Origin of the sequence: Promicromonospora sp. NPDC019610 (genome assembly GCF_044389365.1) — a bacterium.
Lineage (GTDB): Bacteria > Actinomycetota > Actinomycetes > Actinomycetales > Cellulomonadaceae > Promicromonospora.
Map to the genome: position 1 here is coordinate 384,539 of NZ_JBIRXX010000001.1, position 13,468 is coordinate 398,006.

The 13,468-nt window shown below is 70.1% G+C and carries 8 protein-coding genes; 3 read left to right on the top strand and 5 right to left on the bottom strand.

Features of this window, described 5'->3' with window-relative positions; translation table 11 throughout:
* Positions 1 to 14: 14 nt before the first annotated feature.
* A complete protein-coding gene (locus ACH45N_RS01715) occupies positions 15 to 1,205 on the bottom strand; it encodes an AI-2E family transporter (protein WP_397390552.1) in 1,191 nt (396 codons plus the stop codon).
* A 181-nt stretch (positions 1,206 to 1,386) separates the two neighbouring features.
* Here ACH45N_RS01715 and ACH45N_RS01720 point away from each other — a divergent pair, with 181 nt between their 5' ends.
* On the top strand, positions 1,387 to 1,746 hold the full coding sequence (locus ACH45N_RS01720; RefSeq protein WP_397390554.1) for an MmcQ/YjbR family DNA-binding protein: 360 nt from the start codon (positions 1,387 to 1,389) through the stop codon (positions 1,744 to 1,746).
* Positions 1,747 to 1,749: 3 nt separating this feature from the next.
* Here the strand turns inward: ACH45N_RS01720 and dnaB are convergent, their stop codons facing one another.
* Positions 1,750 to 4,338, bottom strand: coding sequence for a replicative DNA helicase (dnaB, locus tag ACH45N_RS01725; RefSeq protein WP_397390556.1), 2,589 nt, complete (start codon positions 4,336 to 4,338; stop codon positions 1,750 to 1,752).
* A gap of 381 nt (positions 4,339 to 4,719) precedes the next feature.
* On the opposite strand from dnaB, the gene ACH45N_RS01730 reads away from it, so the two are divergent.
* On the top strand, positions 4,720 to 6,063 hold the full coding sequence (locus ACH45N_RS01730) for an MATE family efflux transporter (RefSeq protein ID WP_397390558.1): 1,344 nt from the start codon (positions 4,720 to 4,722) through the stop codon (positions 6,061 to 6,063).
* Positions 6,064 to 6,096: 33 nt separating this feature from the next.
* Here ACH45N_RS01730 and ACH45N_RS01735 read toward each other — a convergent pair whose 3' ends face one another.
* Positions 6,097 to 6,900, bottom strand: coding sequence for a winged helix-turn-helix domain-containing protein (locus ACH45N_RS01735; RefSeq protein WP_397390560.1), 804 nt, complete (start codon positions 6,898 to 6,900; stop codon positions 6,097 to 6,099).
* A gap of 398 nt (positions 6,901 to 7,298) precedes the next feature.
* On the opposite strand from ACH45N_RS01735, the gene ACH45N_RS01740 reads away from it, so the two are divergent.
* Positions 7,299 to 11,417 (top strand): carboxypeptidase regulatory-like domain-containing protein, encoded by a 4,119-nt coding sequence (locus ACH45N_RS01740; protein ID WP_397390562.1) that lies wholly within the window; start codon positions 7,299 to 7,301, stop codon positions 11,415 to 11,417.
* Positions 11,418 to 11,577: 160 nt separating this feature from the next.
* Here ACH45N_RS01740 and ACH45N_RS01745 read toward each other — a convergent pair whose 3' ends face one another.
* Positions 11,578 to 12,669 (bottom strand): inositol-3-phosphate synthase, encoded by a 1,092-nt coding sequence (locus ACH45N_RS01745; RefSeq protein WP_397390564.1) that lies wholly within the window; start codon positions 12,667 to 12,669, stop codon positions 11,578 to 11,580.
* Positions 12,666 to 13,313: a PadR family transcriptional regulator gene (locus ACH45N_RS01750; protein ID WP_397390566.1), complete on the bottom strand. Its 648-nt coding sequence runs from the start codon at positions 13,311 to 13,313 to the stop codon at positions 12,666 to 12,668. Before ACH45N_RS01750 ends, ACH45N_RS01745 begins: the two co-directional genes overlap by 4 nt.
* Positions 13,314 to 13,468 lie beyond the last annotated feature (155 nt).

Below are 13,468 nucleotides of genomic sequence, written 5' to 3' on the forward strand. Positions count from 1 at the left end.
CGCTCCGGAAGGCCTCAGGATTTCTCATCTCGAAGACCGGTCACCGTCTCGGGCCGTTTCTGCCGGGCGAAGCGAGCCGGCAGGTCAGGCCCGTCCCACACCTGGATCGCCCGCCAGATCGACGCGGCGACGGGCACGGCGAGGACGGCGCCGGTGATCCCGGCGAGCACCGTCCCCGCGGTCAGGGCGAACAGGATGACGAGCGGGTGCAGGCGCAGGGTCCGGCCCATGACGATCGGCTGGAGGAAGTCGCCCTCGAGCTGGTTCACGGCGACCACGATCGCGACGACGATCAGCGCCTCGACGGGTCCCACGGCGACGAGCGTGACCAGGGCCGCGATGATGCCGGCGAGGGTGGCGCCCACCAGGGGGATGAACGCGAGCAGGAAGACGAGCACGGACAGGGGGACGACGAGCGGCACACCCACGATCGCGAGGCCGATCCCGATGCCGACGGCGTCGACCAGCGCCACGATCGCCGTGCCGCGCACATAGCCGCCGAGCGTGCTGACGGTCGCGGCGCCCACCCGCTGCCCGCGCTCGTAGCGGTGGCCCTCGAACGGCCGCAGCAGGAACTCCCACATCGCCGGACCGTCCTTCAGGAAGAAGAACAGGACGACGATCATGATGAAGAAGCCCGCGATGAAGTCGGCGGTCTGGGAGACGCCCGCGATGGCGCCGGAGCCTACCGTGTCGGACTGCAGCAGGTTCAGCGCGGACTCCCGCACCGACGCGATCTGCTCGGCGGTGATGTCGAAGGGCAGGTTCTGGACGTACGTCTCGAGGGAGTCGAACCCGTCGAGCGCCTGCCGGCCCAGCTCGTCCCACTGATCCGCGACGGCGCGCACCACGAGCCACACGATCGCGGACAGGATCGCGACCAGGGCCAGCAGCGACACCCACGTGGCCAGCAGCGAGGGCCACCCGTGGCGGCGCAGGTACGACACCAGCGGGGAGATGGCGGCCGCCAGCACGAGCGCGATGAGCACCGGGATGACGACGAGCGTCAGGCGGGTCCCCACGTACCCGAAGACGGCGATGATCGCGACGACCGCGAGGATCTGCAGCGACCGCGTGCCGACGCGGCCGAAGCCGTCCGACCACAGCCGGGACGCGGGGCTCTCGGCGGGCGCCGCGTGCTCGGCGGCTCGGTCCGGGGCGTCCGGGCGAGCCGGGGGCGGTGTGCGGCGGCCGAAGAGACCCATCGGCTGTCCTCCTCCTAAGGGGTCCAGCACGAGCTGGATCCGGCGGCGCCGGACATGCCGACGGTATTGCGACCGCGCCCAGGTCGCGCGACGGCGCGCCCACTCCGCCGGTACCCGTGAGATCGATGAGTTCGGACCGCCACGACCGTCGACGCTGTGAGCGCGACGAGCGGAGTCAGGTATGGCGGAGATCGACGATGTCCGGCCGCTGGGCACCAGCCTGGAACGGTCCTACGAGGTGTACGTGCGCGGCCGCCTGAAGTTCCGCGTCGGTCAGCTCGTCTACGTGGCGTTCTCGCTCGACGAGTCGGTGATGGGCTTCGCCTTCCCCAAGGAGGAGCGGGCGGCCCTCGTCGCGAGCGACCCGACGACGTTCCAGCTGCCCTCCGCGTCGGACCTGCGCTTCAACTGGGTGCACGCCGACCTCGCCGCCCTGGACCCGGAGGAGGCCCGTGAGCTCGTCATCGACGCGTGGCGCATGGTCGTCCCCCAGAAGGTCGTCCGCGCCTACGACGCCGCACACCCCGCCGGCGCCGACTGAACGTCACACCTGCATGTCGACGAAGCGCTGGTAGTGGCCCTGGAAGGCCACGGTGATCACGTCGGTGGGGCCGTTACGGTGCTTGGCCACGATGAGGTCGGCCTCGCCGGCGCGCGGCGACTCCTTCTCGTAGGCGTCCTCGCGGTGCAGCAGGATCACGACGTCGGCGTCCTGCTCGATGGAGCCTGACTCACGAAGGTCCGACATCTGCGGCTTCTTGTCGCTGCGCTGCTCGGCGCCACGGTTCAGCTGCGAGATGGCGATCACGGGCACCTCGAGCTCCTTCGCCAGCAGCTTGAGCGAACGCGAGAACTCCGAGACCTCCTGCTGACGCGACTCGACGCGCTTGCCGGACGACATGAGCTGGAGGTAGTCGATGACCACCAGCTTGAGGTCGTGCTTCTGCTTGAGGCGCCGGCACTTGGCGCGGATCTCCATCAGCGACATGTTCGGCGAGTCGTCGATGAACAGCGGGGCGTCGGAGACCTTGCCCATGGTGGCGGCGAGCTTCTGCCAGTCGCCGTCGTCCATGTTGCCGCTGCGCATCTTGGTGAGCGGCACGCGGGCCTCGGCGGCGAGCATTCGCATGACGATCTCGTTGCGGCTCATCTCCAGGGAGAAGATGACCGAGGCCATGTCATGGTGGATGGCCGCATGAGATGCGACATTGATGCCCAGCACCGAGTTGTGTGTGGGGACCATCGAACGGCTCGCCAGGTAAAGGTGCGACGCATCCTCCACCTGGATGCAGCGCACGGGCACCGTTTCGATCGGCCGAACGTCGACCACGAATCGCGACGTCAGCTTGGCGGTCCCGGACCGGCGTCGAGCCTTGTGCGTGAGCCGCTTGCGCTCCAGGGCGAAGACGTCGTCCTCAGTGGTGAAGGTGATGGTGTACGCCGTCGAAGACGCCTCGGTCCGGCCGTTGACCCGCTTCTCCGACCAGCCGGTGCGGTAGCCCAGGGACAGGATCAGCTCACGTGTGTCGAGGGCCAGCCGTTTGTTGGTCACGGCGATCTGGATGCTGCCGCCGTGATTGACCGTCCCGTCGGAGTCGAGCAGGCCTGCGAGCAGAGCGCGTCGTTGATCCTCGCTCGCGCGGAGATAGCTGGTCGGGATGTGCTTGTTCTGGAGCAGATCCAGGCTGCGCAGCCGTCCGCCCATCGTGCCGTTCGTGTTGTGGCACTCCTGGCAGCGCCGGAATCCCCAACCCGGCTTGCCGCAGTCGGGGCAGGTTGGCTGCGGCGGACGGGCCATGCCGCGGGAACGCGCCGCACAGGACTTGCTGCATGCAAGCAGTGAAGCCATCTTCGGCTCGAAGGACGTGCCGCACACGATGCACTCACGTGTCTGAGTCTCGGGCTCCGGAAGCAGCATCGAGTAGGTGCGAGCAGCGCCCCTCGCCGTGCCGCGAGGTTGCGCCACGTAACCCAGGCCCTCGATCATCATCGCAATCTCGGGGTCGGCCGACGTGAACTCGGCACGCCGGGAGGTGCCGTCGCCCAGCCAGACACCCAGGGCGTAGGGGTGGATCGGCAGGGTCGCGGAGGGCAGGACGAGGGGCCGGGTGGTCGACACCGAATGGTTGGCGCGCTTGTCCGCCGTGACGGTACGCAGCGTCGCGAGGATCTCCTCGGTGGTGTGGACGGAGGACTCGGGTGCGGTACCCACCTGAACCTTGCGGCGCTGCGCGCGAGTGCTCGTCACCCACTGGTGCTGGGCATCCGCGACGATCACCGTGCCGTCGTCGAACTCCACCTCGTAGCAGGGGCGACCCAGCATGACCTCGGTCGCCGCGACCACTCGCGTCGGGGTGCCGTCCGCCGTCAGGACGAGATCGCCGACCGCGACCTTGCCCATGGTGGTCCAGCCTGAGGGCGTCGGCAGCGGGGTGTCGAGCGCCAGCGCCTTTCCCACAGCAGGCCGGGCCGCCACGACGATCATCTGGCCGCCGTGCAGGCCGTTGGTCAGGCGGTCGAAGTCGGAGTAGCCCGTCGGTACGCCGGTGAGCCCCTCACCGCGGCCCTGCGCGGCGTCGATTTCGTCGAACGTCGGCCCGATGATCTCGGCCAGCGGCAGGTAGTCCTCGGACGCGCGCCGCTCGGTCACGGCGTAGACCTCGGCCTGCGCGTTGTTGACGACGTCGTCCACCTCGCCGCCGTCGGTGGCGTAACCCATCTGCACGATGCGGGTGCCGGCCTCCACCAGGCGGCGCATGATGGCGCGCTCGCGCACGATCTTGGCGTAGTACCCGGCGTTGGCGGCCGTGGGCACGCCCGCCATGAGGTCGTGGATGTACGGGGCGCCGCCCACGCGGGCGTGCTCGCCCCGGCGCTGCAGCTCGGCGACCACGGTGATGGCGTCGGCGGGCTCGCCGCGACCGTAGAGGTCGATGATCGCGTCGTAGATGGCCTCGTGCGCAGGCCGGTAGAAGTCGTTGCCGCGGATCTGCTCGATCACGTCGGCGATCGCGTCCTTGGAAAGCAGCATGCCGCCCAGCACGCTCATCTCCGCGGGGATGTCCTGCGGCGGCGTCCGGTCGAGGCCGGGGCTCCCGCCGGAGTAGCTCGACTCGAGCTCCTCGATCGACATCCGTGCCTCCAGCCTTCCTGATCTCATGACATCCCGTGACGCCGGGGCACACGCTACGCGTGCGTCCGGTCGACGTCCTACACCTGTTCTACTCCTCGCTACCGACACTCTCGGGACGTCGGCCCCGACACGCCTTTGTGTCGTGCACGACAGCCCCGGAACCCAGATCAGCAAGCCAGCCCCGCTGACGCTAGGCCCCCGCGCACCCGAGCGCAACGAGACCTGTGGACAGGCCTGTGCACATCCATGTGGAAAGGTGGCCCAGGGCTGTGCACAGCGGGTGGACAACCCTGTCCCCAGTTGTGGATAACCCCTGTGTAAAACATCGACATGCCCGCTGACCTGCGTTGACGTAAACCCCAGCCTGTGGAGGAAAGAAAGTTGGGCGAGCCTCGCCACACCCCCGGTTCCCCGCGGTCCATCGACCGCGAGATCCTCGCCCTCGCGGTACCCGCCCTCGGGGCCCTGATCGCCGAACCCGTCTTCGTCCTCGTGGACAGCGCGGTCGTGGGGCACCTCGGCACGGCGCAGCTCGCCGGGCTCTCGCTCGCGAGCAACGTGCTGCTCACGCTCGTCGGGCTGTGCGTCTTCCTCGCGTACACCACCACCGCCTCGGTGGCCCGGCTGACCGGGGCGGGCCGGGAACGCCAGGCCCTGCAGTCCGGCATCGACGGGATGTGGCTCGCGCTCGGGATCGGGGCGGTCCTCGTCGTCGTCCTGCTGCTGGCCGCACCGCTGACGGTGACCGCCCTGGGTGCCCACGGCGACGTCGCCCACCATGCCGTGACCTACCTGCGGTGGTCCGCGCCGGGGCTCGCCGGGATGCTCGTGGTCCAGGCCGCGACGGGGGTGCTGCGCGGCCTGCGCGACACGCGCACGCCCCTGGTCGTCGCCGCCGCGGGCGCCGTGCTCAACACCGTGCTCAACGTCGCGCTGGTGTACGGCGTGGGGATGGGGATCGCCGGATCGGGCCTCGGGACGGCGATCACCCAGCTCCTCATGGCCGTCGTGCTGGGCGTGATCGTGGTGCGCGGCGCCCGCCGACGCGGCGCGAGCCTGCGCCCCCACCGGGCCGGCATCCTGTCCGGCGCCCGCGCCGGCGCTCCGCTGGTGGTCCGCACCCTCAGCCTGCGTGCGGCCATCCTGCTCACCGTGGTGGTCGCGACCGGCCTCGGCGACGTCGCGCTCGCCGGGCACCAGGTGGTGAGCTCGCTGTGGGGACTCGCGGCGTTCGCGCTCGACGCGCTCGCCATCGCCGCGCAGGCCCTGGTGGGGCACGGGCTCGGGGCCGGCGACGTCGGCCACGTCCGCGGCGTGCTGCGCCGCTGTCTGCAGTGGGGCGTGGGCGCGGGGGCCGTGATCGGCCTGCTCCTCGCGGCCGCCGGCTGGTGGATCGCGCCCCTCTTCTCGCCCGACCCCGACGTCCGCGTCGCCATCGCCCTCGGCATCGCCGTGTGCGGCGTGCTCATGCCGATGGCGGGCTGGGTCTTCGTGCTCGACGGCGTCCTCATCGGCGCCGGCGACGGCCGCTACCTCGCCTGGGCGGGCATGGCGACGCTCGTCGTCTATCTCCCGTTCGCGCTCGCGGTCGCCGCCTGGGCGCCGGACGGCGCACGCGGGCTCGCCTGGCTCTGGCTCGCGTTCGCGGGCGTCTTCATGGCCGCGCGGGCCTTGACCACCGGCTGGCGCGCCCGCGGCGACCGCTGGCTGGTGACGGGCGCGTGACGCCCGGCGCGGACGTGCCCGGCCGGGAACGGGTCAGGCCCACACCTTGAGCCGGTAACCCACCCCGCGCACCGACGCGACCTCGACGTCGCGCACCGGCGCGAGCCGCTTGCGCAGCCGCTTGACCGCGGACGTCACCGGGTCGGAGTCGCCGAGGTAGGGCAGCTGCCACACCCGCGCCGTGAGCTCGGCGAACGACCACACCCGCCCGGCCTCCAGGGCGAGCGTCGCGAGCAGGTCGAACTCCCGCGCCGACAGGTACACGCGGCGGCCCAGCGCCGTGACCTCGCGGGCGGCCAGGTCCACCAGCAGCGGCCCGGCCACAAGCGGCTCGAGCGCGGGCGGCGCGACCATCGGGATGGAGCCGGTGGCGGCAGGAACCGGACCCGTGCCGGCCCGCCTCGACTCGGCGAAGACCGGGATCGTGCCGGTCGCCGGCCGGGCGGGCGCGGGGATCGTCGCCACGGGCAGCACGGGAGACGCCGTCCACTGCGCGGGCAGGAACTCCGGGGCGGTGCGTGCCGCCGGGTCGGTGAGGTTGTCCGGGAGCTGGTCGGTCGGGTGCCCGGAGAGATGTCGACCGTAGGCCCGCTCGTCCGCCGGGCCCGGGTTGTCGAACCGCTCGGGCTGCCCGCCGAGTCCGTGCCAGGGCGCGTCCCCGGTGCGCCGCGGCGCGGTCTGCTGGCTGAGCACGGCACGCGCCCCGTCGGCGTCGGGCGTGGCGAGCACCGTGGCCCGGCCGCGGAGGAGCCGGGCGATCTCGATGATCTGGTCGGAGGGGAGGCCTACGCAGACGACGAGGCCGGGGGTGGATCCTGGTGCGGGGTCGTGCGTCATTGACTCGCCCTCCATGGTCGACCGTTCAGGCGCGGACCGGGTTAAACCTGGCCGGCGCGCGCCAGTTTGCCCCCGACTCGTACCGCTTGGGTCAATTTTTCGTTACCTGCCCGTTGCGTGGGCAATTTGACACAATCCCGCCGCCTTGACGGCTTTCCGCCAAAGATGGCAGGTTAGAGGGTGAATTCTCGGCATTTAGGTCGGGTGATTTTTCCGGATGGCCATTGACAAAGCCGACATACCCATCCCGACCGAGTTTTGACCGAGAAGTGACCTAACCCTGACCCTGATCCGACCTTGTTGCCCTGACCTGTGCCAACGACGGTTGGGGACGGCCCACGACCGTGGTCCGTCCAAGCGCACCCGATCAGGTGGGTGCGCCGGGTAATGGAGGGTTCATGCATCGCAGAACCGCGCTCGCGAAGCGCGCGACAACCGCAACAGCGGCTCTCGCGCTCCTCGCGACATCAGCACTGAGCGTTGCTCCGGCAGCGCTCGCAGCAACGTCCCCGACATCAGCGCTGCCGGTCAGCACGACCAAGACCGTCGCGACCGACCCTGACAAGAAGTTCACGAGCTTCGCCCGGGAGATGCTGACCGAGCGCAAGACCGCGGACTTCTGGGTCGTGCTCGCGGAAGAGGCGAACCTGACGGCCGCCAAGAACATCGCCGACTGGGACGAGCGCGGTCAGTACGTCTACGACACGCTGACCGCCACGGCCGAGACCTCGCAGGCCAGCCTCGTCAAGGAGCTCAAGGCTGCCGGCGTCGACTACGAGAGCTACTGGATCAGCAACCGCATCCTCGTCGAGGACGGCACGCTGGAGCTCGCCAACGAGCTCGCGGCGAGCACCAAGGTCGAGGCGATCCGCGAGACCGTGAAGCTCGACCTGGTCGACCCGGTCAAGCGCACCCCGGTCAGCGACAAGGCGCCGCAGTCGGTCGAGTGGGGCCTGGACTTCATCAACGCCCCCGAGGCGTGGGAGCAGGGCTACACGGGCCAGGGCATCGTCGTGTCGAACATCGACACCGGCGTGCAGTACGACCACCCGGCGCTCGCCCAGCAGTACCGCGGCCTGCAGTCCGACGGCTCGGTCGTGCACGACTACAACTGGCAGGACACCAGCGGCTCGGCACCCGCGCCGTTCGACGACAACGGCCACGGCACGCACACCATGGGCACCATGGTGGGCGACGACGGCGCCGGCAACCAGATCGGTGTCGCCCCCGACGCCGAGTGGATCGCCACGAACGGCTGTGACAGCTGCTCGGACTCCGCGCTGCTCGAGTCCGGCCAGTGGATCGTCGCCCCGACGAAGGTCGACGGCAGCGACCCCGACCCGTCGAAGCGCCCGAACATCGTCAACAACTCGTGGGGCTACACCGCCGCGGGCTTCATCGACGACTGGTACACCGAGACCACCGCTGCCTGGGCCGCCGCCGGCGTGTTCGGCGCCTGGGCCTCCGGCAACGCCGGCTCCGGGTGCCAGACGACCTCGTCGCCGGGTGCCAACACCAGCTCGTACTCGGTGGGCGCCTTCGACTCCTCCGGCAACATCGCAGCCTTCTCGTCGCGTGGTGCCGGCGAAGACGGCCTGATCAAGCCGAACATCGCCGCTCCCGGCGTGAACGTCCGCTCGTCCGTCCCCGGCGACGGCTACGCCGCCTTCAACGGCACGTCCATGGCGACCCCGCACCTCGCGGGCGCGGTGGCCGTGCTGTGGAGCGCCGCTCCCGCGCTCGTCGGTGACATCGAGGGCACGCAGGCGCTGCTCAACGAGGCCGCGGTGGACACGAACGACACCACCTGTGGCGGTACCGCCGAGAACAACAACGTGTGGGGCGAGGGCAAGCTCGACCTCGCCGCGCTCATCGACGCCGCCCCGATCGGCGCCACCGGCTACGTCGCCGGCACCGTGACGGACGCCGACGGCGCCCCGATCGCCTCGGCCGACGTCACCATCGACGGCGAGCGGGACCGCACCGTCACCACGGACACCGACGGCACCTTCTCCGCCCGCGTCGCCACCGGCGACTACTCGGTGTCGGCGTCGGCCTTCGGCTACCTCCCTTCGGCGCCGACCTCCGCGGTCGTCACCGAGGACGGGACCACGGACGTGTCCATCGCGCTCGAGGCCGCTCCGTCGCACGCCGTGACGGGCACCGTCACCTACGCCGGGTCGGGCGACCCGGTCGTGGGCGTCCCGGTCAGCCTCGGCAGCCACTTCGAGGACGTCGCCACCGGCGCGGACGGCACCTTCGCCTTCGCCGACGTCCCCGAGGGCACCTACACCCTGAGTGTCGAGACGGGCGGTTGTGCCGCTCCGTACGAGGGTGACGTCGTGGTCGACGGCGCGGAGGACGTGCCCGTCGAGATCACCGCGGTGACCGACGACTTCGGCTACTCCTGCTCCACCTCGACGGGTGACTACCTGCAGGGCGACACCGAGTCCTCGCTCACGGGCGACGACGTGCAGACGTCGCTCGACCTGCCCTTCACCTTCCCCTGGTACGGCGAGGGCTACGACTCCGCGTTCGTCACGTCGAACGGCCACCTGAACTTCCTGGCGGCCAGCACGTCGTACGCGAACGGGGCGATCCCGAGCAGCGCGGTGCCGAACGCGGCACTGTTCCCCTTCTGGGACGACCTGGTCCTCGACGGTGAGTCGGGCCTCTACACGGGCGAGACGACGGTCGACGGCGAGGACGCGTTCGTCGTCGAGTGGCGCAACGTCCGCAAGTACAGCCCGGCCACGGACCGGCTGAGCTTCTCGGTCACGCTCGTCGCCGACGGCACCGTGCTCTTCGGCTACGGCGACGTCTCCGACACCAGCTCGGCCAAGGGCGACTCGGCCTCGGTCGGCATCGAGAACAAGACCGGCACCGTCGGCCTGCAGTACTCGAACGGCACGCCGTCGATCTCGTCCGGTCTCTCGATCACCTACACGGCCCCCGTGCTCTCCTTCCTGGAGGGAACGGTCACCGACCAGAACACCGGTGACCCCGTCAAGGGCGCCACGGTCACGGCCACGTCCGACACGGCGACCCGCACCGCCACCACCGGGGAGGACGGCACCTACTCGGCCATCGCCCTCCCGGGCGACTACACCGTCGACGTCACGGCTCCGGACTACGAGTCCGAGTCGGGCACGCTGACCCTCGCACCCGAGGCCACCGGCACGTTCGACGCGTCGCTCGCGGCGGGTCTGGTCACCGTCAGCACCGAGTCCCTCGCCGCCACGATCCCGCTGGGTAGCACCACGACCAAGCGGTTCACCGTGAAGAACGAGGGTTCGGCGCCGGCCGACGTCGAGCTCGCCGGCACCGGCGGCGGCTTCGACATCCTGGGCACGGACGGCCTCGCGGCCATCCAGCACCCGACGGGCGAGGCCACCACGGTCAAGTCCACCAAGCCGTCGGTCAAGCTCGGCGGTTCGGGCGTGGGCGGCTCGAAGTCGAAGCTCCAGGCCGCCGGCAAGGGCACCGCGGGCGAGGGCGTCACGCCCGAGTCCATCCCGGTCTCGCCGAACGCCACGACGATCACCCACTCCGCGTCGCAGGAGATCGTGGCCGTCAACTCCGCCTCGTGCGGTGGCCTGGCGGGCACCACGGAGAACCGCTTCCTGCGGACCTTCACGCTGAGCGACTTCGGCATCGAGGACGACTTCGAGGTCTCGGAGGTGTCCTTCGGTATCGAGGAGGCCACCGCCCAGACGCTGACCGTCAACCTCTACACGCTGGACGGCGCCCTCACCTACGCCAACCTGACCTCGATCGGGACGGCGGACCTGAGCATCCCCGCGTCGACCCTGACGATGGTCTCGGTGCCCGTGACGGGCGAGGTGCCCGCGGGCTCCACGCTCGTGGTCGAGGTCGTCTCGCCCAACCAGCAGTCCAACGGCGGCGTGTTCTACATCGGGTCCAACGGTGCGGGCCAGACCGCGCCGTCGTACCTGGCCGCCACCGACTGCGGTATCTCGGAGCCGGCGACCACCGACTCCATCGGCTGGCCCGACATGCACATCGTCCTGAACGTCTCCGGTGACACCGCCGGCGGCGACCTGACGTGGCTCACCGTGGACCCCTCGGAGTTCACCCTGCAGCCGGGTCAGAGCAAGACGATCACCGCGACGCTCAGCGGCGTCGTCGCGCAGCCGGGCACCTTCACCGGGTCGCTGCTGGCCAAGGCGGAGACGCCGTACGAGACGCCGGCCGTCGACCTCTCGCTGACGGTCAAGCCGCCGAAGAGCTGGGGCAAGCTCTCCGGCACCGTGGGTGGCTTCACGCCGGACGGCGTGGTCTCGCTCGGTGACTCCGTGGTGCAGATCAACGGCAAGTACTCGGCAGTCACCCTGGTCACCGGGTCGGACGGCGTCTACGAGTACTGGTTCGACAAGTCGGAGGCCACGGCGCAGATCATCGCCACGTCCAGCGGGTACGTCCCGCAGGTCCGCTCCGCGAAGGTGACGGCGGGTAAGACCGTCGTGACCGACTTCGAGCTGGACCCGATCAAGTAGCGGGTCCCGCCTGACACGTCGGGCCCCCAGGTCACTCCGGTGACCTGGGGGCCCGACCTGTGTCAGCCGTCAGCGCTCGATTCCTTCTGAGCGCTTCCGCTGCGCTCCGCTTCGGCCGGATGCCTCGTACCTCGGCCTCCGACCTCCGCTGCGCTCCGCGTCAGCGCTCGACGTCGCCGCGGATGAAGGCCTCCAGCTGGGCGCGCCCCGCGGTGTCCTCCATCTGCACGGGCGGGGACTTCATGAAGTAGGTCGCCGCCGACAGGATCGGGCCGCCGACGCCGCGGTCCTTCGCGATCTTGGCCGCCCGCACCGCGTCGATGATGATGCCCGCGGAGTTGGGCGAGTCCCACACCTCGAGCTTGTACTCCAGGTTGAGCGGCACCTCGCCGAAGGCGCGGCCCTCGAGCCGCACGTAGGCCCACTTGCGGTCGTCGAGCCAGGCGACGTAGTCCGACGGGCCGATGTGGACGTTGCGGTCCTCCTTCTTGCCGGCCAGGGGGCCGGTGAGGTTGGACGTGACGGCCTGCGTCTTGGACAGCTTCTTCGACTCCAGCCGGTCGCGCTGCAACATGTTCTTGAAGTCCATGTTGCCGCCCACGTTGAGCTGGTAGGTGCGGTCGAGGACGACGCCGCGCTCCTCGAACAGCTTGGCCAGCACGCGATGCGTGATCGTGGCGCCGACCTGCGACTTGATGTCGTCGCCGACGATCGGCACGCCGGCCTCCTCGAACTTCGCTGCCCACTCGGGGTCGGACGCGATGAACACCGGCAGGGCGTTCACGAACGCGACGCCGGCCTCGATCGCGCACTGCGCGTAGAACTTGGCGGCCTCCTCGGAGCCCACCGGCAGGTAGCAGACGAGCACGTCGACCTCGGCGGCGCGCAGCGCGGCGACGACGTCGACGGCCTCCTTCGTGGACTCGTCGATCGTGGCGCGGTAGTAGTCGCCGAGCCCGTCGAGGGTCGGGCCCCGCTGGACCGTCACGCCGGTCGGCGGGACGTCGGCGATCTTGATCGTGTTGTTCTCGGACGCGTTGATGGCCTCGGCCAGGTCGAACCCGACCTTCTTCGCGTCGACGTCGAACGCCGCGACGAACTCGAGGTCCGACACGTGGTAGTCGCCGAACTGCACGTGCATGAGGCCCGGGACGGTGCTCGCCGGGTCGGCGTCACGGTAGTAGTGCACGCCCTGAACCAGGGACGAGGCGCAGTTGCCTACGCCGACGATGCCCACGCGGATGGAGGTCATCCTCGCTCCTTCTTCGTTTGTTCCTGCTGCGGTGCGGGGCTCTGCGCCGCGGCGCGTCCCCGCTCGGTGGAGATGAGGCTGTCGAGCCAGTGCACTTCGCGCTCGACCTTCTCGAGCCCGAAACGCCGGAGCTCGAGCGCGTACTCGTCGAGCCTCGACCGCGGGTGGGTCGTGGACTCGCGGAAGGCCTCCAGGCGCTCGGTCAGCCGGGTGCGCCGGCCCTCGAGCACGCGGAGGCGGGTCTCGGCGTCGGTCTGCCCGAACAGCGCGAACCGCACGTCGAAGTTGTCGTCCTCCCAGGCCGCGGGCCCGGCGGTGGCCAGGACGGACTGGAGGTGCTCCTTGCCCTCGGCGGTCAGCTCGTAGACCACCCGACGGCGTCCGAGGGGGATGGGTTTGGCGGTCCGGCCGGGGATCCCGGCCTTCCCCTTGCGGGGTGACGACGGTGCCGGTTCGCTCTCGGTGGTCGCGATCAGACCCCGCGTGACCAGGCCCTTCAGGGCCGGGTAGAGCGTGCCGTAAGAGAAGGCACGGAACGAGCCCAGCACCAGGTTGAGGCGCTTGCGGAGCTCGTAGCCGTGCAACGGGGACTCGTTGAGGAGGCCGAGGACGGCGGTCTCCAGCACGTCGGACCGACTACGCACGGCGACCTCCCTCCCGGAAGAACCCGGCGGGCCGGGTCAACTTCTTCTACACGATGTATCGAGTCGATACATCGAGAGAATAAGCACGGTGCCGTCGGTTGGCAATCCGCCGCGAGAACAGGGGGTTCCATCGCGGAGGTGGAAGAAATGTGAAG

Bases quoted from the DNA above. Each gene is read 5' to 3' on its own strand.
- ACH45N_RS01715 (WP_397390552.1), bottom strand. From the start codon at position 1,205: ATGGGTCTCTTCGGCCGCCGCACACCGCCCCCGGCTCGCCCGGACGCC.
- ACH45N_RS01720 (WP_397390554.1), top strand. From the start codon at position 1,387: ATGGCGGAGATCGACGATGTCCGGCCGCTGGGCACCAGCCTGGAACGG.
- dnaB (WP_397390556.1), bottom strand. From the start codon at position 4,338: ATGTCGATCGAGGAGCTCGAGTCGAGCTACTCCGGCGGGAGCCCCGGC.
- ACH45N_RS01735 (WP_397390560.1), bottom strand. From the start codon at position 6,900: ATGACGCACGACCCCGCACCAGGATCCACCCCCGGCCTCGTCGTCTGC.
- ACH45N_RS01740 (WP_397390562.1), top strand. From the start codon at position 7,299: ATGCATCGCAGAACCGCGCTCGCGAAGCGCGCGACAACCGCAACAGCG.
- ACH45N_RS01745 (WP_397390564.1), bottom strand. From the start codon at position 12,669: ATGACCTCCATCCGCGTGGGCATCGTCGGCGTAGGCAACTGCGCCTCG.